Origin of the sequence: Bradyrhizobium embrapense (assembly GCF_001189235.2) — a bacterium.
GTDB classification, from domain to species: domain Bacteria; phylum Pseudomonadota; class Alphaproteobacteria; order Rhizobiales; family Xanthobacteraceae; genus Bradyrhizobium; species Bradyrhizobium embrapense.
In genome coordinates this window covers 1,060,362-1,080,952 of sequence record NZ_LFIP02000002.1, presented here as the reverse complement: position 1 = coordinate 1,080,952, position 20,591 = coordinate 1,060,362, and the positions used below count along the sequence as shown (strand labels likewise).

Here is a 20,591-nt window from a genome sequence, read left to right as displayed (position 1 = left end):
GGCGGCTCCAGGTGCTGTTGCTTCAGGCAGCCAACCTCAGGATCTTGACGACGTCGCCGGGCTCGCGGATCGGCTGCGGATTGGTCCGCGTGAAGATCGACAGCATGGCGTTGCGGCCGATCAACTCGAAGCGGTCTTCGCCGACACCGACATCGGCCAGCCGCCGCGGCAGGCCGAGTTCCGCGATGAAGCCGGCGAACGCTTCGCTGGCGTCGCGGCCGGGCGCGCCGAGCGCGGCGGCAATCGCCTGCTGGGCGGTTTCCGTCGCGGGGCGGTTGTAGCGCAGCACGCTCGGCATCATCACCGCCGTACAGAAGTAATGCGGCACGTCGCAGGTGCCGCCGAGCACGTGGCCGATGGCGTGGCTTGCGCCCATCGGCACCCGCGACTGCAACCCGAACGCCGATAGCCACGAGCCCAATTGGCAGCTCAGCCGCGCCGCCTCGTCGTCCGGATTGGCCTTGGTGCGCAGCAGGCCGTGATGCAGATAGCGCAGTCCCTGCTGGCACACCGTATCGACCAGCACGTTGGGGCGGCTGGAGCAGATCGCCTCGATGCCGTGGTCCATCGCGCGTGTGCCGGAGCCGAGCCAGAGCTTCTCCGGCGTATATCTGGTGATCGCGGGATCGAGGATGATACTGCGCGGCATCATCATCGGGTGGTTGAAGATCTGCTTCAGCTTGCGGCTGCTGTCGGTGACCAGCGCGCCCGAATTGTACTCGCCGCCCGACAGTGTGCTCGGGATCGCGATCATCCGGACCTTCGGGTTGCGGAACGGCCCGAACCGGCGGTCCGGCGTGGTCTCGAAGCCGTCGAGCCCTGCGGGTTCGAATATCTCGTGCTCCATGCACATCAGCACGATCTTCGCCGCGTCGACCACCGAGCCGCCGCCGATCGCGACGACGAGGTCGGCCTTGGCTTCGCTCGCCTGCCGCGCGATCTGCGTCACGACATCCCGCGTCGTGTGCTGCGGCACGCCGTCGAAGGTCGCGGCGTGGCGATCGCCGAGCGCTTTGCGGATCTTCGCGATCTCGTCGGTCGTGGTGTTCAGCGTCCGGCTGGCGATCAGATAGACGCGCTTCGCGCCGAGCCGCTCTGCCTCCTCGCGCAGCGCCTCGGCCGCCGGCTTGCCGTAGATCACGGATTCCATGCTGGGATATTGATGGCTGCCGATGACGCCCATGCTTGTCACTCCCTCAATGTGTCCGTGGATCCCACTGTCGGTCAGGCCGACAGCTTGGTGAAATCCGGCTGTCGCCGCTCGGCGAATGCGGCAAAGGCCTCGCGCGCCTCGGGCGTCGTCAGCCGCTGCTTGAACAGCACGCCTTCTTCGGCAATCTGCGCTGCGATCCGCTGCTGCTCGCGCATCAGCTGCTTGGTCATGCCGAGCGAACCCGCCGGCCGCTTGGTCAATGCGATCGCCGCGTCATGGGCTTTCTTGCGCAGATCAGCCAGCGGCACCACGGCGTTGGCAAGGCCGGATGCCAGCGCTCCCTGCGCGTCCATCGGCTCGCCGAGCGCGAACATCGCATAGGCGCGCGCGTGCCCGATCCTCAAGGGAAGCAGCCAGCTCGATGCCGCTTCCGGCACCAGCGCCAGGTTGACGAAGGGCGTGATCAGCCGCGCACTCTCGGCGAGATAGACGAGGTCGCAGTGCAGCAGCATGGTGGTGCCGACGCCGACCGCATTGCCCTGCACGGCCGCGACCAGCGGCTTGCCGACCTTGCTGATGGTCTCGATGAAGCGATGCGCGGGGCTATCGACCACGCTCTCGCCGCGCGCCTGGCTCGCGAAATCGGCCAGGTCGTTGCCTGCTGTGAAGCTGTCGCCGTCGCCCTGGAACAGGATCACGCGGACGGCTGGATCCGCCTCGGCCTGCTTCAACGCGTTCGACATCGCGTCATACATCGCGCCGGTGAGCGCATTCTTCTTCTCGGTCCGCTGCAAGGTCAGCGTCATGACGCCGGCGGCGACTTCCACTTTGACATGCTCGGTCATGGCACTCTCCCGTCAGGCGACCGCGCGGGCCGCCGTGGTTTCGAACCTGCCGTCGAGGAAGCCGGTCAGCCGTTGCCGGATGATCGCTTCGGCCTCGCTCATGATGCGATCGATCAGCTCCTTGACGGTCGGAATGTCGTGGATCAAGCCGACCACCATGCCGCAGCTCCAGGCCCCGGCATCCATCTCGCCGTCGATCATCACTTTCGGGTAGACGCCGGCGACCTGCTCGTGGATGTCCTCGATCTTCAGCTTGGCGCCCTTCTCCCGCTCGATCTCGAGCAGTTCGTCGACGCCCTTGTTCTTCAGCACCCGTTCGGTGTTGCGCAGCGCACGCATCACAAGGCGGGTGTCGAGCTCGTCGGCATCGAGCAGCGCCTGCTTCACATTGGCATGGACCGGCGCTTCCTTGGTCGCGATGAAGCGCGTGCCCATGTTCATGCCGGACGCGCCCATCGACAGCGCGGCAACGAGGCTGCGCGCATCGGCCATGCCGCCCGAGGCGACGAACGGGATCTTAAGCTCGTCCGCCGCGCGCGGCAGCAAGATCATGTTCGGGATGTCGTCCTCGCCGGGATGGCCGCCGCACTCGAAGCCGTCGACGCTGACCGCGTCGCAGCCGATCTTCTCGGCCTTCAGCGAATGCCGCACCGAGGTGCATTTGTGGATCACCTTGATGCCGGCCGCCTTCAGCGCCGGCATGTACTGCTCCGGGCTGCGGCCCGCGGTTTCCACCGCCTTGACACCGCCCTCGCGGATCGCCGCGATGTATTCCGGATAGGGCGGCGCGGTGAAGCTCGGCAGGAAGGTGAGGTTCACGCCGATCGGCTTGTCGGTCATGTCGCGGCAACGCGCGATCTCCTTGGCCAGCAGTTCCGGCGTCCGCTGAGTCAGGCCGGTGATGATGCCGAGGCCGCCGGCGTTGGACACCGCGGCCGCCATTTCAGCGAAGCCGACATAGTGCATGCCGCCCTGGATGATCGGATGCTGGATGCCGAACAATTCAGTGATTGCTGTCTTCACAAGTCTCTCCCACGCTTCCGATCAGTGGACGATTTCAAACAGGCCGGCCGCGCCCATGCCGCCGCCGATGCACATGGTCACCACGCCGTATTTGGCCTTGCGCCGCCGGCCCTCGAGCAGGAGATGGCCGGTGAGCCGCGCGCCGGTCATGCCATAGGGATGGCCGATCGCGATCGACCCGCCGTTGACGTTGAGCTTGTCCGGATCGATGCCGAGCTTGTCGCGGCAATAGATCACCTGCACCGCATAGGCCTCGTTGAGCTCCCAGAGATCGATATCGTCGATCTTCAGATTGTGCCGCTTCAACAGCCGCGGGATCGCCGCGACCGGGCCGACGCCCATCTCGTCCGGCTCGACGCCGGCGGCGACGAAGCCGCGGAAGATGCCGAGCGGCTTCAGCCCCTTCTGCGCGGCGATCTTGTCGCTCATGATCACGCAGGCCGAGGCGCCGTCCGAGAGTTGGCTGGCATTGCCGGCGCTGATGGTCTTGCCCTCGAACACCGGCTTGATTTTTGCCAGACCGTCCGCGGTGGTGTCGGGACGTGGACCTTCATCCTTGGCCAGCGTCACCTGCTGGAAGCTCACTTCCTTGGTGTCCTTGTTGACCACCGCCATCTTGGTCGTGAACGGCACGATCTCGTCGTTGAAGCGGCCGCCCTGCAGCGCGGCGCCGACGCGGCGCTGGCACTCGAGGCTGTACTCGTCCTGCTTGTCGCGGCCGATCCCGTAACGCTCGGCGACGACCTCCGCCGTCTCCAGCATCGACATGTACATCTCGGGCTTCATCGCCATCAGCTCGTCGTCGACGGCATGGAACCAATTCATGTGCTCGTTCTGCACCAGGCTGATCGACTCGATGCCGCCGCCGATCGCGATCTCGACGCCATCGAGCATCACTGACCGTGCCGCGACCGCGATCGCCTGCAGACCGGAAGCACATTGCCGGTCGATGGTGGTGCCGGCAACCGTGACCGGAAGCCCTGCGCGGATCGCGCCCTTGCGCGCGACGTTCATCACCATGGTGCCCTGCTGCATGGCGCAGCCCATCACCACGTCCTCGACCTCGCCGGGCGCGATGCCGGCGCGCTTGACGGCCTCGGCCATTACATGGCCGGCGAGGGTCGGGCCGTCGGTGTTGTTGAGCGCGCCGCGATAGGCCTTGCCGACGCCGGTGCGCGCGGTGGAAACGATGACTGCATCCTGTGACATGCTTAGCCTCTCTGATTTTAAGCGGCCGCGTCGAGCTGCGCGTAGCGCAGCACGTGGTAGGCGGGATCGCCGAACTGGATGTTGATGGAGGAAATCCGCTTGAAGTAGTGGCCGACATTGAGCTCATCGGTCATGCCCATGCCGCCATGCAGCTGCACCGCCTGGTCGGCCACAACCTTGCCGGCATAGCCGATCTTGGACTTTGCGCCGGAAGCCAGCCGGGAAATCCCGGCATCATCATCGGCAAGGCTGAGCGAGAGATGCTGCATCAGGGACAGCGCCTCCTGATGCGCGATGAACATGTCGACCATCCGGTGCTGCAGCACCTGGAAGCTGCCGATCGTGACGCCGAACTGCTTGCGCGTCTTGGAGTAGTCGAGGGTTGCGTCGTTCAACTCGCCGATCGCGCCGACTGCCTCGGCACAGAGCGCGCCGATGGCGCGGTTGCGGCAGGCTTCCAGCGCGGCAACGCCGTCGCCCTCCTTGCCGAGCAGCTCGCCGCGCACACCGCGCAGGTTGATCTCGGCCGCCCGGCGGCCATCGATCGTCCTGAAGCTCTGCAAATCGAGATTGGCGGCGTGGCGATCGATCACGAACAGGCTGACGCCGCCGCGATCGTGGCGATGACCCGAGGTGCGCGCGGAGACGATCAGATAATCCGCCCAGGGCGCGGCCATCACCGCCGTCTTCTCGCCGGTGAGGACGTAGCCGTCACCGTCGCGGCGCGCCGTGGTGGTAACGGTAGCAAGATCGAACCGCGAGCCCTTCTCGGACCAAGCGAGGGCCCACAGCTTCGATCCCGCGATGATGTCCGCAATGAAGGCCTGCCTCTGCGCGTCGGACCCTGCCTGCTCGAGCAGGCCACCCGCAACCACGACGGTCTCGACGAAGGGCTCGACCACGAGATGCCGGCCGAACTCCTGCATGATGATCATGGTCGACAGCGGACCGCCGCCGAGGCCGCCCACGGCTTCCGAGAATGGCGCGGCGAGCAGGCCGAGCTCGGCGAATTCGGCCCAATGCTTGCGGCTGAAGCCGTCTTCGCTCGCGACGATCCTGCGGCGCGCATCGAAATCATACCGGTCGCGCAGCAGCCGCTGCACGCTGGACCGCAACAATTCCTGCTCTTCCGTGAACTGGATATCCATCCGATCCTCTGTCGTGCCGCTGTCGCCAAAGCGCAATGTGATGCGCTGCGAGTCCTTGTTTGAGCATCATGCTCTAGAGTCCAAGCACCGCCTTCGCGATGATGTTGCGCTGGATCTCGTTCGATCCGCCGTAGATCGAGAGCTTGCGCGAGTTGAGATATTTCTCCGATGCCGTATGGCCGTAGTCCGGCCCCGGCATGAAGTGATTGGCGCTGGCCGGCTGCTCGCGGATCGCAAGGCCGTAATTGCCGATCGCTCGATGCGTCAGCTCGGTGATATCCTGGAAAATCTCGGTGCCGCGGATCTTGAACAGCGATGCCGCCGGTCCCGGGTCGATGCCGCGCGCCATCTGGGCAACGACGCGCAGCTCGGTCGCCTCCAGCGCCAGCACGTCGAGCTCGACGCGGGCGATATCCCTGATGAATTCCAGATGCGCGGGATCGTCTTCCGGGATCTCGGCCTTCACGATCTTCTTCAGCCGCTCGATGTAGCGCGTCGAGCGGCCGATGCCGGCCATGCTGGTTCGCTCATTGCCGAGCAGGAATTTGGCGTAGGTCCAGCCCTTGTTTTCCTCGCCGATCAGGTTCTCTGCGGGGACACGGACGTTCTCCAGGAAGACGTCGTTGACCTCGTGCGAGCCGTCGATGGTGATGATCGGGCGGACCGTCACACCTGGCGACTTCATGTCGATCAGGAGGAACGAAATGCCGGACTGCGGCTTCGCGGTAGGATCGGTGCGGACCAGGCAGAAGATCCAGTCGGCGTGCTGCGCCAGCGTAGTCCAGGTCTTGTGGCCGTTGACGATGTAGTAGTCGCCGTCGCGCACCGCCTTGGTGCGGACGGTGGCGAGATCGGAACCGGAGCCCGGCTCCGAATAACCCTGACACCACCAGTCCTCGCCGGACAGGATACGCGGCAAGAATTTTGCCTTCTGTGCCGCGTTGCCGAACGTGTAGATCACCGGGCCAACCATCGTGACGCTGAACGCCAGCGGCGGCATCGTGCCGGCGCGCGTCGTCTCCTGCTCGAAGATGAAGCGCCGGGTGATCGACCAGCCGGGCCCGCCATATTCCTTGGGCCAGAGCGGTGCGATCCAGCCTTTCTTGTGCAGGATCCGATGCCAGAGCAGCATCTGCTCCTTGGAGAGATCGGTCTCCGGATTGGGGACGCGCATCTCCGCCGGATAGTTGTCCTTGATGAAGGCGCGGACTTCGTCGCGAAACGCCGCGTCTTCAGGAGATAGCGCGAGCTCCATCTGTGATGCTCCCTACCACTTCTCGCCGAAGGGCCGGATTTCCAGCTCGAAGGTCCAGGCGCTCTTCGGCTGCTGGTAGAGCTGCCAGTAGGACGTCGCGACCGAAGCGGGCGGCATCAGCAAATCGGGATTGTCGAGCGCGTTCGGACCGAGCGCCTCGATGCGGCGCTGCCGCACCCATTCGGTGTCGACGCCGGAGTCGATGATCAGATGCGCGACATGGATGTTCTTCGGACCAAGCTCGCGCGCCATCGCCTGCGCCACGGCGCGCAGGCCGAACTTGGCGCTGGCAAAGGCGGCATAGCCGCTGCCGCCGCGCAGCGAGGCGGTGGCGCCGGTGAAGAAGATGTTGCCCTCGCCGCGCGGCAGCATCAGCCGCGCCGCCTCGCGCCCCGCCAGGAAGCCGGAGTAGCAGGCCATCTCCCAGACCTTGCGGAACACGCGTTCGGTGGTCTCCAGGATCGGGAAATTGACGTTGGCGCCGATGTTGAAGATGCAGACCTCCAGCGGCGCATGCTTGTCGGCGTCGTTGAGGAAGGCCGTGATCTCCTCCTCCTTGCGCGCATCGAGCGAGCGCGCATGGATCTCGCCGCCGGCGGCCTCGATCTCCTTGACCAGCGGCGCCAGCTTGTCGCCATTGCGGCGGCCGGCGAAGATCGTAAAACCTTCGGAGGCGAACTTCTTGGCGATCTCGCCGCCGATGAAATCACCGGCACCAATGACGGCCACCGTCTTGTTTCTCTTCTGCATGGTGTACTCCGGTCGAATTTGAGTGAACTGGCTTGCGGTGACGGCGCAGCTTCAGCTGCGCAGCGACTCCGCGAGCTTGTGCTTCAGCAGCTTGCCCGTCGATGTCGCGGGCAGCGCGTCCATCAGGATAATCTCGGACGGGCGCTTGTACGAGGTGAGTTGCGGAGCAATATGGGCCATCAGGTCCTGCACGGTGGCGGTCGAACCCTTGATCAGCTGCACGAAAGCGACGACTTCCTCATTGCCCTCGACCGGCCGGCCGACCACGGCGCACTGCACAACGGCATCATGCGTGCTCAGCACCGCCTCGATCTCTGCCGGATAGACGTTGAACCCGGAGCGGATGATCATCTCCTTGGTGCGTCCGACGATATAGAGGACGTCATTGTCGAAGCGGGCCAGGTCGCCGGTATTGAACCAGCCGTCGGAATCGATCGCCTTGGCGGTCAGATCGGGCGCGCGGTAATAGCCGCGCATCACGTTCGGGCCGCGAACATGCAGCTCGCCGACCTCGCCCGGTGCAACCGGCCTGAGGTCGCGGCCGACCAGCTTTGCCTCGAGGCCCGGCATCACAGTGCCGACCGCGTGGTCCGCACGCGGGTTGTCGGGCCGCACGCCGGAGATACCGGGCGAGCATTCGGTGATGCCGTAGCCGTTGAGCAGCGGCAGCCCGAGTTCCTGCTCGACCCGGGATTTGAGTTCGAGGTCGAGCGGCGCACCGGCTACCGAGATCACCCGCAACCGGCCGCGATCGAGCCTGGGCAGGCCGGCGTTGCGTCGGTATTCAAGCAGGCGCTGATAGGTAGCGGGCACGCCGTTCAGGATCGTGATGCCCTCTTCAGCCATCGCCTTGACCAGCGCGGCCGGATCGTACTTGGCGACCAGCCGCACCGTGGCGCCCACCATCAGGGTCATGGTCAGCAGCGAGATGCCGACGATATGCGAGATCGGCAGCACGCAATACTGCACGTCGTCGGCCGCCATCTTGCGGAAGCCCGCGGTGCCCCGGGCGCTGAACAGCAGATTGCGATGGGTCAGCATCACGCCCTTCGGCGTGCCCGTGGTGCCCGACGTGTAGATCAGGACTGCGACCTGGTTGGCGCCATCGGCCTCGACCGGCTCGGCCGTGGTCGCAAGATTCAGGCCGGTGACGGCGACGCCACGAAGCGGGCCGACATCCTGCACGGCAGCCTCGTAGCGCGCGGCATGGGCGGCCGCTTCCTGCGACACATCGGCGGTCAGCAACACGCGCCGGGCGCCGCTGTGATCCCTGATCTGATCCAGCTCCCGCGCTGACAGCCGCGGATTGACCACGATCGACCAGACATCGAGTCGGCTCGCCGCCAGCAGCAGGCACGCGAGCGGAATCGAATTCTCGCTCACGATCATCATGCGGTCGCCGGCGCGGATGCCGAGCGCCTGCAGCGCCTCGGCGACACGACTGACCGTTCGATCGAGCTCGCGATAGGTCAGCTGCCCCTTGTCGTCGATCAGCGCCGGGTGATCCGGCGTCGCCGTCACGTGATGATCGATCACCTCGTGGATGCGGTTGGGCAAGCCTTCGACACTTCCTTCGATAATCCGGATCGGCGCCTGCACTGAAACCTCCCTGTCGCTGCCCTTTGGGCTTGTTGTGTTGAGGACTTTTCCGCTCAAGCAGTCTTGCGCTGCCTCTCAGCCAACTGCGCGACGATCTCTTCCTCGACTTCGCGCACCTTGTCCTTGCCGAAAAAGATCTCGCTGCCGACATAGAAGGTCGGCGATCCGAACGAACCGCGCGCGACCGCGTCGCTGGTGTTGTCGATCAGCTTCTTCTTGACGTCATCTTGCTGGGCGCGGGCGATCAGACGGTCGATGTCGAGACCCGAGGACAGGAACGCTTCGCGGAACACCTGCGGGTCGTCCATCTTCTTCGGCTCGACCCACATGTGGTTGTAGGCCGCGCGGAAATAGGGCTCGAACACGCCCTCGAACTGGGCGGCCACCGCGCCGCGCATCAGCGCCAGCGTGTTGACCGGAAAGAACGGGTTCGTGGTGAATTTCGTGATGTTGTGGCGGCGCAGGAAGCGCTCGGTCTCGAGCGCGTTGTATTCGGGCTTGTTCTTGATCCCGCGCAGCGACTCGCCGGGCGACATGTTGCCGGTCGCCTTGTAGACGCCGCCGAGCAGCACCGGGATGTAGTCGAACTTGACGCCGGTGCGCTTCTCGATCCCGGGCAGCGCAAGCTCGGCGAGATAGGCGTTGGGGCTTCCGAAATCGAAATGGAATTCGACCTTGAGCGGAGCAGCCATGGAACGCCCTTCCCTTCGATTGGCGGCAAATCGCCTGTCGCCGCTGGTTGATGGTGGGCGGACCATAAGTTCTATTTTAGAACTGTCAATATGATATTTGTCATCCAATAGCCGGACGGTGGCTATCGCGCAGGCATCATATTGAAATGACGTCAGTTCTGTTTTAGAATTTTAGTTGCGATGCCGCCGCAGACCGCAGGAGACGCCGATGAAATGGGATGCCCTCGAGGAGGAGCCGTGCTCGCTGGCCCGCACGGTGGCCGTGATCGGCGACCGCTGGAGCCTCTTGATCTTGCGCGAATGTTTCCTGCGCATCCGCAGGTTCGACGACTTCCAGGCATCGCTCGGCATCACGCGGCATCTGCTCGCCGACCGGCTGAAGAAGCTGGTGCGGTTCGGCGTGCTGCGAAAGATCCCCTATCAGGAGGCGCCGAAGCGCTACGAATACATCCTGACGCAGAAGGGGCTCGACCTCTATCCGATCATCATGTCGATCGTGCACTGGGGCAACGTCCACATGGTCGATGCGCGCGGCCGGCCGTTGCTGCACGAACACAAGACCTGCGGGAAGATGTTCGACCCGGTCATGGTCTGCTCGGAATGCGGCGCGCCGCTGAGCGCGAAGCACGTCCATGTGCATCCGGGCCCCGGCGCGCGGAAATCGTCGCCGGTGCACGCCAGCGCGCGGGAGCGCACCAAGCGCACCGCCGAGCAGGGCTAGATCGGGCTATTTGACCAGCGTCGCGCCGGTTTCGGGGTGCTGCAGCCAGCCGAGCAGCGCGTCGTGGAAGCGGGCCGGCGCCTGGATCTGCGGCGAGTGGCCGAGGTCGGGAAATTCGATCAGCTGCGCATGCGGAATCCGCTTCGCGGCCGCCTTGCCCAGCACCGGATAATTGCCGAGCGTCTTGCGGATCTCGGGCGGCGCGGTGTCCTTGGCGATCGCGGTGGTGTCCTTGTCGCCGACGAGCAGCAGGGTCGGCGGCTTGATCTGCTCGAACTCGTAGAACACCGGCTGGGTCGCGATCATGTCGTAGAGCCGCGCCGAGCTCGACGCCACGGCGGCACGGCCTTCGCCGCGATACATGCCGGCCAGCATCTGCACCCAGGTCTCGTAGGACGGATCCCAGGTGTCGGCGTAATAAGTGGCGCGCTCATAGGCGCGGATGCTGTCGGCGGTGACACGGGTCTCGCGCTGCATCCAGCCGTCGAGGCTGAGCCACGGCACGCCCTTGGCCTTCCAGTCCTCCAGGCCGATCGGATCGACCAGCACCAGGCGGTCGGTGGCCTCGGGATACATCAGCGCGTAACGCATCGCTAGCATGCCGCCGGTCGAGTGGCCGACCATGATGGAATGTTCGATGCCGAGCGACGCCAGCAGCGCGCGGCTATTGCCGGCGAGCTGCTGGAAGGTGAATTGATAGCGTTCCGGCTTGGAGGACTTGCAGAAGCCGATCTGGTCCAGCGCGATCACGCGATAGCCGGCGCCGCTGAGCGCCTTGATGGTGCCGTCCCAGGTCGCGGCGCAGAAATTCTTGCCGTGCAGCAGCACCGCGGTCTCACCGTTCGGCGTCGCCGGCTTGACGTCGAGATAGGCCATGTCGAGCTGCTGCCCCTGCGAGCTGAAGCGGTAGCGCTCGACCGGATAGGGATAGTCAAAACCCTGCAATTCCGGTCCATAGGCCGGCTCGGCGGCGGATTGCGCCGATGCGCTGGATGAAGCGAGCGCGACGGTCGCAGCGACGGCAAGAAACAGGGTTTTCAGGTGCATCTTGGCAAATCCAGAACTCGGGGACGACTTGATGATGCCGTAGCCGAACGGCTGGGCGCCATCCAGCGCCCCGCCGATGATTTGTTCGTGATCCCCGCGCAAACGCAACGCGTTTGTCGCGAAACCGCGTCACATTCTTCCGGCTCCTGCGTTACGCCGGATCGAACGCCCGGATCGGCGGCAGATTGCCGTTGAAACGTTCCACCTCGACGGTCGTGAGCTGGCCGGTGCAGCCCTGCGCGAAGGATGACGTGCCGATGTCGCGGGTCAGCACGTTCGGATTGCCGTGCACGCAGAGCGGCGCGTCCTCCTCGGGGTCCATCGGGTCATACCAGGCGCCGGTCGGCAGCTGCACCACGCCGGGCGCGATGCCGTCGGTGACATGCACCGCGGCAAGGCAGGCGCCGCGCGCGTTGAAAATGCGGATGATGTCGCCCTCAGTGATGCCGCGCGCCGCCGCATCGCACGGATTCATGCGGGCGACCTCGCGGCCGCGATGCTTGGCCTCGAGCGAGTGACCGCCGAAATCGAGCTGGCTGTGCAGGCGCGTCACCGGCTGGTTGGCGACCAGGAAACACGGCGCATCCGGCGTCGGCGTATCTGATTTCTCGAGCCAGACCGGATGGCCCGGACAATCCGCATCGCCGTGATCGGCGATCTTCTGCGAGAAGATCTCGATGCGCCCACTCGGCGTCGGCAACGGCCGCGCCACCGGGTCTTCGCGAAAACGGCGCAGCGAACCGCCGTCGTCGAGCTGCTGCGGCACCACCAGGCTGCCGCGCGCCCAGAACTCATCGAAACTGGGCGACTCGAGCCCGCGCGCGGCGAGCGCCTTGCGGGTCGGCTCGTAGAGATGTTGCAGCCACTCTCGCGACGTGCGGCCTTCGGTAAAGGGCTCGCGGGCCCCCAGCCGCTCGGCGAGATCGGCGAAGATGTCGTAGTCGTCGCGGGCGAGGCCGTACGGCTCGGCGATGCGGTGCATCGCGACCATCAGGGGATCGTTGCTGGAATAGCCGATGTCCTCGCGCTCGAGCGTCATCGTCGCGGGCAGCACGATGTCGGCGTGGCGCGCGGTCGCGGTCCAGGCGAGCTCGTGCACGACCAGCGTATCGAGCCGCGCAAACGCCTTGCGCAGGCGGTTGAGGTCCTGGTGGTGGTGGAACGGATTGCCGCCGGCCCAATAGACCAGGCGGATATCCGGATAGGTGCGCGTCTCGCCATTGTAGCGATAGGTCGTGCCGGGATTGAGCAGCATGTCGGCGATGCGCGCCACCGGAATGAAGTCGGCGACGCCGTTGCGGCCCTGCCCGAGCGTCGGCCCCGGCACCGCATTGACTCTGCGCCCGTAGTAGCCGATCGCGCCGAGCGAATAGGCGTAGCCGCCGCCGGAGAGACCAATCTGGCCGAGCGCTGCCGCCAGCACCATGCCCATCCACACCGGCTGCTCGCCATGCTCGGCGCGCTGCAACGAATGCGACACGGTGATCAGCGCCCGCCGGCCGGGAAGCCGCCGCGCCAGCGTCCTGATCGTCGTGGCATCGATGCCGCAGATCGGCGCGGCCCAGTCGGCGCCCTTCGGCACGCCGTCGCTCTCGCCCATGAGATAGCGCAAGAACACCGGCCAGCCCTCGGTGTAGCGATCGAGGAAGGCCTGGTCGTGCAGGCCTTCGCTGACGAGGGTGTGGACGATGCCGAGCATCAGCGCGGCGTCGGTGCCGGGGGTCGCCGTCAGCCATTCGGCGCCGGCCTCGACGGGGAGATCCTCGCGCAGCGGGCTGACCAGGATGAACTCGCAGCCGCGCCGCTGCGCGGCTTGCATCGCGCCGCGCTCGATATGCTTGCTGATCGAGCCGCCCGCCACCATCGAGTTCTTCAGCGCCATGCCGCCGAACGCCAGCACGATGTCGGTCTCGGCTGCGATCTGCTCCCAGGTGACGTTGCGCTTGGTGATGTCCTCGTAGCCGGTCAGGATCTGCGGCAGCAGCACCGAGGACGCGCCCGAGGAATAGGAGTTCACCGAGCGGACGTAACCGCCGAGCGCGATGTTGAGGAAGCGATGCACCTGGCTCTGCGCGTGGTGGAAGCGGCCCGCGCTGGACCAGCCATAGGAGCCGCCGAACACCGCGCCCGGGCCGACCGTGTCGCGAATCCGCGAAAGCTCGCCGCCGAGCAGGTCGATCGCCCGCTCCCAGCTCACCGAGACGAACTCGTCGCGGCCGCGGCGATCGTCGGGTCCGGGCCCGCGCTCGAGCCAGCCGCGGCGGATCGCGGGCTTGCCGATGCGCGCCTGGTGGCGCAGTGCGCCGGGGAAGTTGTCGATGATGCCGCTCGGATCGGGATCGCCGCCATAGGGCCGGACTTCGAGACCTTGTTGGCCGAGCCGCGCCGAGAACACGCCCCAATGCGAGGTATGCGGCTTGAAACCATCGGACAGATCGAGGTCGGGATCGGGGAAGCCCACAATTTCGTTCATCGGGTGTCGCTCATCTCGTCTCCTTGCTCCCAAGTCCCTGATCCCAGGGCCGACGGTCAGGCCGCGTCCGGGTTGCAACGCTTCGGCCAGTATAATGATCCAGCCGGCACGCGATACCCGCCGGCGGGTTATCGCCCCGTGCCCTGCCGGCATGACTGCGCCTGGCGGCGGCGGAACTGCCGGCGGCAGGGGCGCCCACCAAAATATCGAAAACAACCCCATGCACAGTAGCCGGCAGGCCGCCGACGTTCGAGATACCAACTTGACACGTCGGGCAACTCAGGGGCATATTTCCAATATTCCGAAATCGTGCAAGCGCGCCCCTCGCCCGCCACAGCGGTCGCGACGATCGCGCTTGCCGCCAACCCCTCCCCACCATCGACATCGCACCGGCTGCCGCAGCGAGCAATCGCCTGCGCGCATGCCGCGCACACCCCAAGGACCATCGCCATGACGACTGCACCTGACATCGCCGTCCCGACGACCGCCGCCGCCCCCGTCCCGCCCCAGACGGCGACGCCGCGGATAAAACTCTCGCGGCGCGGCTACGCGATCGACCATCCCGACCGGAAGCTCGGCGAAGCGCTGATGGCGCACGCGCTGGGCGCCGCCGATCGCGAGGCGATGGACGGCATCCTGCGGCAACTGGTCAAGGCCAGCGTGAGCGGCGGCAGGCCCTGCGAGGTCAACCTCGCCTTCATGATCTCGATGGTGAAGAGCATTGGCCCGCGGGATTCCGTCGAGGCCATGCTGGTGGCGCAGATGGTGTCGGTTCATGTGATGGCGATGCGCTGCGCCCATCACCTCGCGCATGCCGACGACCTCGCCCAGCACGATAGCGCGGCGCGGGCGCTCGGCCGGCTCACCCGCACCTTCCCCGCCCAGATCGACGCGCTGAATCGTTATCGCAGCCAGCGCGAGCCCGCCATCACCGTGCAGAATGTGAAGGTGGAGGACGGCGGCAACGCTATCGTCGGCAACGTCACCCAGCACGCCAGCGTGATCGTCTCGGACCAGGCCCCGTCAGCCGCGGCACGGGCCCTGCGGCCCGCTGGCGCCAGGCGACGGCATGATGCCGCAGATAGCAGGCCAGACGCTCAGGCATGAGCGATCATATCAGAACCACCGGGGCGATGCGGGCGAGCCCACGCTGCGGCGCCAAGACCCGCAGCGGCGGCGCGTGCCGCGCTCCGGCGGTTCGCGGCAAGACGCGCTGTCGCATGCACGGCGGCGCAAAGGGATCCGGCGCGCCAAGGGCGAATCGGAACGCGCGCAAGCATGGCTGGTTCACGAGGGATGCGATTGCGGAGCGGACGGAGATACGGGCGTTGTTGAACGAAACAAGGAAGATGTTAGAGGGGATGAAGTGATTGCTCTTCGCAAATATTGGGGCGATCGAATTGCTTGGGGTGGCGCCAACTTTATTTGCCAACCTCGGCGCCGCCAGAAGCGACACGCGCTGGAATAAGGCCCGAGGTTAAGGCTTAGCGCTCCCTTAGAGGAGGCGAAGCAGATCCAAAAGGCCGGAAAGTACCTTCGCGCAACGGCTAGCAGTTCGCGTCGAGCGATGTTGGTACAGTTGGGTGGGTACCGCGGACCAGTCACCTTCGCTTTGAAAAGACTAGACTATTTTCGCTCGCCTCCAGCGCTTTTGTATCACGCCTTTGTATTTTGCAATACAGCGCACTAAGAGAAGCTCGCCCCCTCAATCTCCTCCGGAGGAGCGCCGCCTTCGAGCTTGTAGGATCTGAACAGCTCGGCATAGTTGCGACGTTCTTGCGGCCCGAGCACCTCACGAAGCGCCGCCTCCATTTGCCGAACAGCAGCCAATGGCCCCTCTAACTCCAAGAAAAATCCGAGTTCCGGTATCTCATCCAAGGCGGCCAACAATTTCTCGCCGGGCCTGCGATAAGTAGCTCTTCGCTTCTCGAAATACCAAGTAACTTCGAGCCCATTTCGACCCAACGCCGCCCGGACTTCGTTCTCGGAGCCAGCTGGAAATTCAAGCTCAATCCGCGAGTACGTCTTTCCCACCCAATGTCGTGGTCCCTTCAGCGCCACGGCCAGAGCACCGTTCTCTTGCCGCAGGCGTATGACGTAATCCAATCTCTTCGAAAAACGTTCAGGGGTGTCGAAATACTCGTCACGTTGGAATTTGGCTTTTCCTTCCGCCTTGAACCCATGCTCTTTCAGAGCAACCTTCAGCTTAGCAACGTCAAGCACTGGGAATTTTGCTTCCGTCTCGACGGGGTTCGCCTGCGCAATTAGCTCCGAAGCGGCAGGGACTGGAATATCGTAGCAGATGGTCTCAAGACTCCGGCCTTCAAAGAACCATGGGTTCCAATTGAGGTATCGCCGTGCATGACCAAATCGGTCTAGGTGCGGCCACAAAGCCTGAATTAGATCAGGACGCGCGTCGCCAACGGTGTAAAGGCAAACCTTTCCTTTGTGGGCGTATCCCTCTGTGTACAGATCGCCTTTGCTTCCAATTAGGAGTACCGAGTTCGGAGTCGTGTCAGTGTCGGTACAGCGGATGTCGATTGGAAGATGGGCTCTCATCGTCTCATCCACTAGCCGCCATAGCTTATTGTAAACCTGCGGACTAGGAGAAATCCCACCGCTACGTTTACCCCGAGCCGACTCTTCGATGCGGCGAGCGCTTCCTCCCTTGACTACCACGTGGAGGACCCAGTTACGCACCCCCCGTGCAACAAGCCAATCTCTAAGGTCGCGCCACTCGTCAATGTTCTCATTGAAAGACGTCACCACGGTTTGAACTGTCAGCGGCACGCCTTCCGCCAGACACATGTCGATGGCACGAGTTGCGCCCACCGACGATGCTTCTCGGCTGGAAATGTATTGTCGGTTCACCGGCCTCAATTTTTGATTTTGTTTAGAGATCATGTCGAGTGAAACTCGGACATGGACGTTGTGCTTCTTCAGAGCTGGAAGCAAGGCAGCAATGTCCCCGACTCCTGACGTGTCTAGTACCAATGCCTTCTCTTCGGCGAGCCGCTCAATAAGCTTTTTCGCCCGATCGGGACGGGTCAGTGGATCGCCACCAGTAATCACGGCCACCATGGCCGGAAGCATATTTGCAGTTGCGGCAACGTTGTCCAGGTCTTCGTCCGTCTCTGCGTCTCGAAACTGTTTCATCAGATCGTCAGCGTGGCAGTAGATGCAGGACAGCGGACAATGTGCCGTACAGAAACAATTCACAACGAGCGGCATGGAAACGGTTGGCAATTCCTCAAACCTACCGAGGAAGGACGGTCCACAGTAGGAGCCTTCCTTGATTTTAGGGTTAGTCGTTTCACAAATGCCCAAAACCGCCAATGCAGCAATGGCGTCTCTATCTTTTGGCGGTATAGGCTGCCAATCGTGGGACACGCTCTTGAGGTATTTGAAGGTAGTTTTGTCGGCAGCGAAGAAGTCGTCACGCTGGGGCACGTAGCAGACGCCCCCGAAAACATCTTCACGAAGCCTAATTCCAGAACGGATACGAGCTCTCATTATCGAACCTTACGAAATGCGAGCCACCATTCCTGCTGTCCAACTCCGTAGAGCCCGCTCCCAGCTGACCGTCGCCTCAAGCCAACGTGTCTCTTAACGATCTGGCGTTCTCTGCCAACCAAACGGTACCCCTCGCTCTGAAGAACTTCTTCAATCAGCAAACCGGCTGGGAAGAGAATGTCCTTCCTAACGGTGTCCCGTACAAAAAATACGAGCGTTCCATTTCTCAATACTCGGCTGACTAGTTTTTTCACCGAGCTGGCGAGAGTTACCGCGTAATTGCGGAAAAATGGATAGTAGTAGCCTTCACTTGCATAGCCTTCATCGCTCTTGATGTCGCGCAGGGCTTTAACAATCTCCCTTGGCAGCGCTTCTTCATCATTCCTAAAACGGTCCGTCCCTCGAACAACGTTTGATCCGATTTGACGAGATTGAATGTCAGAGACACTAGCCTCCCAGATCGATGCGGCGACCTGAGACTCAGGCCCCCACATTCTCGTGTAATCTAAGCGATTGGCGTAGGGCGGCGACGTTACAATTGCGTTGACTTTGGGAGACATGGCGAAATCTCCCGCCGCAGCATCCATGCGCATAGTTAGCAGCTGTCCCGGCTGGCAACCCTCGCGATATAGGTCCGCGCTGGCCGTCGCGAAAGCGTACCACGATGCGACCGCCCGCTTCAGTGGGGCAGTAATGTGGGGCTCTCTCTGTAGACCGCCCGGCTTGATCCAAGTTTGATTGTCGCTCGAACGAAAGCAAGCAATCTCTCGTGCGGCGAGCAAGGGTATGGCAGCGGCAAAGCGCTTGCGCAGCGGCATTCGCGAAAATGCCTCTCGCTCTCGAAATGGATCGCCAGATAGACCAAATAACTCTCTGTAATGTCGCAGCTCGGCTCTAATATTGTCCGGAAGCCAATCGTCTACATACTCCGCGCCCCGCGACTTTCCTGAAAAGGAACCTCGACCGAGCTGTTCGTCGAACCAATTCGACAGTCGTTCGCGATTTTGAACCATCTCCGGCGACCTCAGCGAAGACATGAGGCACATTGTTGGATTGATATCACCCAGCCAAACAGTCGCCCCCTCGAAGGCCAAGTTTGCAAGGAGGAACCCCTGACCGCTCATCGGATCTAAGATCGTCTTACCACTGAGCTTACCCAGATGCGTCAAATAGAACTGCTGCTGCCCAGCGGTGTATCCTCCGTACGCGCGCGAAAAAAATGGCGACTTAGAAGACGACGCTGCGCCAGAGTCGCGCTTAGCCTTTGAAATTGCCGGAGAGGAGCTCAAATCAGCCATTTTGCGAGCTCGTTTGTGAGAGGCCCCGCGAGCTGTCCTGCAGCAAGCCCGTCAATGGAAGTGTCTAGCCCAATTTTTTCGATAGCTACCTGCAGACAAGCTTCTTGACCCGCAACAAATTGCGGGAGAAATACGCAACATCGAATGGACCAAGGAATTAGGCGCCCGAACTGCGCCCAATCGGGGCCATTGAACTCTGTTTGTAGCGCGTTTCGTATGTCATCTCGACTGGTCCAATCGAGCGAGTAACTCTTTGGTTCTTCCATATGAAGCGCGGCACTTCCGTGCTGGCTATCCACCTCGCTCAGCAGTGGGAGGAAAAGATGACCAACGTTCGGCAATGGCTGCACCGTTTGGTCTTTCCAAACGTCCCACAAAAGCTTTTCATCATATCCCGCCAGCGTAATGATCTGCTGATCGGCGGATAATGAGTTCAAGTAAGACAGGCAAGTCCACACCATAGGTGGACTGAGCAACCGTCGGGGTCGCTTGTTGCTTAGAACCGCCAGATCAATCGCTTTGTCATTCGGCTTAATTAGCTTCGAGACTTTCAGAATTGGACCGAGTTTATACTCGGTGTCTCCTAACCATTTGCGGACAGCGGTCCATGGATCCGCTCTCGGGGAGGCTTCGCCGTGCGCGGTCGCGATGACTTGACCGAAGGTGTAGACTTTAACGGCCTGCGGTTCAGCTCCGACTTTCTTAAGCCACGCGAGAAGTTGGTCGCGGAACCTATTTACGTCAAAGTCCTTCTCACCCAGGTCGTCGATAAATAAGTGAACACTCGCGCCTAACTTTTGCAGACCTGCCGCCGCAAAACACTGTGCAGCATGGATCGGGGTTGGACGTCGCAATCGTACGGGCCAATAAACGCTATAATTCTTGATGCTGCTATTGAATGTGTTTTGCTCCCATCTAAAGAGGAAGTCCTTGTCGAAGGTCGAAATGAGGTCGCTCAGAGTCGAAATCTTTGCAAGACCACTCGGTTCGCTGTTCTGCACAACAGGAGAAGGTGCGGCGGCCGCAGGCTTTCCGAGAAATTGGAGCACGCTGGTGTAAATTAACTCACCCCGATCCCGTGGCTTGCTGATGCTGGTATGGTTCTCATTAAGCGGCACAGCTACTGCGTTAGGAACGCCGGGCTCAGAGCTCGCTGCATCAACAATAAGGCCGAGAACTGGGAGTGGTAGTCTCTCGGAAAAGGAAAGGGTCGGAAGCGATTTCGCCCTATACCAGTTGTACGTATCGCGAAGAGCTGCGTTGTTTGCCTCCAGCTCTATCCCGAGCTCGGTAATGCGGAAGAGTTTCCGGAATATGTCCAACGACGGGACCCGAGCGGAGCCTTGATGCGGCGAAGCGATGAAAACGACCGAGCGGGTATTTTCAAATATTGATTTCCATCTCGAGACACCAAGGCCTTCAGCGTTTTGAAGGAGCTTCTTGATCAATAGACCCCCGAGGCTGTGCCCGACGAAAACAATCGGCCGGTCCCCGATAGAGTTACTAGCAAGCAACTCCAGCAGATTGTTGGCCCTGTCGTAGATTGGCATTGACTGACCACCGAGCCACTCCGACGGAGCCGACTCGTACTCAATCGTATAGACGTTTAGATCGGCGCGGTCTTCATCCAGCCAGTTGAGCCAGCCGTACGAATTACTATCGTCTGTCCACGTGCTCCTAGGATTGCCTCCAATGCCGTGAACGAAAATTAGGTCAACTAGTCCCTGCTTTTCGGCATGCGAGACACGGTGAAGTTTGGTAGCCAATGCCAGCCCCTGAACTGGATAAGTATTTCCGCAAGCTACGTATAAATCACGACTTGGAATAGCGGAGAGAGAGGCGTTGCAACTTTCGAACTGGGGATA

17 protein-coding genes are annotated in these 20,591 nt (G+C 62.7%); 3 read left to right on the top strand and 14 right to left on the bottom strand.

Going from position 1 to position 20,591, the window contains the following annotated elements; translation table 11 throughout:
• Positions 1-22: 22 nt before the first annotated feature.
• The 9 genes from AKN83_RS12570 to AKN83_RS12530 form a co-directional block, all read right to left on the bottom strand.
• Positions 23-1,183, bottom strand: coding sequence for an iron-containing alcohol dehydrogenase (locus AKN83_RS12570; RefSeq protein WP_050402593.1), 1,161 nt, complete (start codon positions 1,181-1,183; stop codon positions 23-25).
• A gap of 41 nt (positions 1,184-1,224) precedes the next feature.
• Positions 1,225-1,998 carry an enoyl-CoA hydratase-related protein gene (locus tag AKN83_RS12565; RefSeq protein ID WP_050402594.1) on the bottom strand — a complete coding sequence of 258 codons (774 nt, stop codon included), beginning with the start codon at positions 1,996-1,998 and terminating at the stop codon, positions 1,225-1,227.
• 12 nt (positions 1,999-2,010) lie between these two features.
• Positions 2,011-3,021 (bottom strand): NAD(P)H-dependent flavin oxidoreductase, encoded by a 1,011-nt coding sequence (locus AKN83_RS12560; RefSeq protein ID WP_050402595.1) that lies wholly within the window; start codon positions 3,019-3,021, stop codon positions 2,011-2,013.
• Between the two features lie 21 nt (positions 3,022-3,042).
• A complete protein-coding gene (locus tag AKN83_RS12555) occupies positions 3,043-4,230 on the bottom strand; it encodes an acetyl-CoA C-acyltransferase (protein WP_050402596.1) in 1,188 nt (395 codons plus the stop codon).
• Between the two features lie 17 nt (positions 4,231-4,247).
• The gene (locus AKN83_RS12550; protein ID WP_050402597.1) at positions 4,248-5,378 is read right to left on the bottom strand and encodes an acyl-CoA dehydrogenase family protein; all 1,131 of its coding nucleotides are present in this window, start codon (positions 5,376-5,378) and stop codon (positions 4,248-4,250) included.
• 73 nt (positions 5,379-5,451) lie between these two features.
• On the bottom strand, positions 5,452-6,633 hold the full coding sequence (locus AKN83_RS12545; protein WP_050402598.1) for an acyl-CoA dehydrogenase family protein: 1,182 nt from the start codon (positions 6,631-6,633) through the stop codon (positions 5,452-5,454).
• 12 nt (positions 6,634-6,645) lie between these two features.
• Positions 6,646-7,383 (bottom strand): SDR family oxidoreductase, encoded by a 738-nt coding sequence (locus AKN83_RS12540; RefSeq protein WP_050402599.1) that lies wholly within the window; start codon positions 7,381-7,383, stop codon positions 6,646-6,648.
• A gap of 51 nt (positions 7,384-7,434) precedes the next feature.
• The gene (locus tag AKN83_RS12535; RefSeq protein ID WP_050402600.1) at positions 7,435-8,982 is read right to left on the bottom strand and encodes a class I adenylate-forming enzyme family protein; all 1,548 of its coding nucleotides are present in this window, start codon (positions 8,980-8,982) and stop codon (positions 7,435-7,437) included.
• Positions 8,983-9,035: 53 nt separating this feature from the next.
• Positions 9,036-9,674: a 2-hydroxychromene-2-carboxylate isomerase gene (locus AKN83_RS12530; RefSeq protein WP_050402601.1), complete on the bottom strand. Its 639-nt coding sequence runs from the start codon at positions 9,672-9,674 to the stop codon at positions 9,036-9,038.
• Between the two features lie 208 nt (positions 9,675-9,882).
• Between AKN83_RS12530 and AKN83_RS12525 the strand changes: the two genes are divergently transcribed.
• Positions 9,883-10,395 carry a winged helix-turn-helix transcriptional regulator gene (locus AKN83_RS12525; protein WP_050402602.1) on the top strand — a complete coding sequence of 171 codons (513 nt, stop codon included), beginning with the start codon at positions 9,883-9,885 and terminating at the stop codon, positions 10,393-10,395.
• A 6-nt stretch (positions 10,396-10,401) separates the two neighbouring features.
• Here the strand turns inward: AKN83_RS12525 and AKN83_RS12520 are convergent, their stop codons facing one another.
• A complete protein-coding gene (locus tag AKN83_RS12520; RefSeq protein WP_050402785.1) occupies positions 10,402-11,442 on the bottom strand; it encodes an alpha/beta fold hydrolase in 1,041 nt (346 codons plus the stop codon).
• 151 nt (positions 11,443-11,593) lie between these two features.
• A complete protein-coding gene (locus tag AKN83_RS12515) occupies positions 11,594-13,915 on the bottom strand; it encodes a molybdopterin guanine dinucleotide-containing S/N-oxide reductase (RefSeq protein ID WP_050402603.1) in 2,322 nt (773 codons plus the stop codon).
• 450 nt (positions 13,916-14,365) lie between these two features.
• On the opposite strand from AKN83_RS12515, the gene AKN83_RS12510 reads away from it, so the two are divergent.
• Positions 14,366-15,022, top strand: a complete 657-nt coding sequence (locus tag AKN83_RS12510; protein WP_050402786.1) for a hypothetical protein — start codon at positions 14,366-14,368, stop codon at positions 15,020-15,022.
• The gene (locus AKN83_RS41725; RefSeq protein WP_050402604.1) at positions 15,019-15,285 is read left to right on the top strand and encodes an HGGxSTG domain-containing protein; all 267 of its coding nucleotides are present in this window, start codon (positions 15,019-15,021) and stop codon (positions 15,283-15,285) included. The genes AKN83_RS12510 and AKN83_RS41725 overlap by 4 nt, the downstream gene beginning before the upstream one ends.
• A 316-nt stretch (positions 15,286-15,601) precedes the next feature.
• Here the strand turns inward: AKN83_RS41725 and AKN83_RS12500 are convergent, their stop codons facing one another.
• The 3 genes from AKN83_RS12500 to AKN83_RS12490 all read right to left on the bottom strand — a co-directional run bounded on the left by AKN83_RS12500 (position 15,602) and on the right by AKN83_RS12490 (position 20,492).
• On the bottom strand, positions 15,602-17,365 hold the full coding sequence (locus tag AKN83_RS12500) for a radical SAM protein (RefSeq protein ID WP_172803531.1): 1,764 nt from the start codon (positions 17,363-17,365) through the stop codon (positions 15,602-15,604).
• A 62-nt stretch (positions 17,366-17,427) separates the two neighbouring features.
• Positions 17,428-18,726 carry a hypothetical protein gene (locus AKN83_RS39585; RefSeq protein WP_157113338.1) on the bottom strand — a complete coding sequence of 433 codons (1,299 nt, stop codon included), beginning with the start codon at positions 18,724-18,726 and terminating at the stop codon, positions 17,428-17,430.
• Positions 18,714-20,492 (bottom strand): esterase/lipase family protein, encoded by a 1,779-nt coding sequence (locus AKN83_RS12490; protein ID WP_050402607.1) that lies wholly within the window; start codon positions 20,490-20,492, stop codon positions 18,714-18,716. The genes AKN83_RS39585 and AKN83_RS12490 overlap by 13 nt, the downstream gene beginning before the upstream one ends.
• Positions 20,493-20,591: the final 99 nt, after the last annotated feature.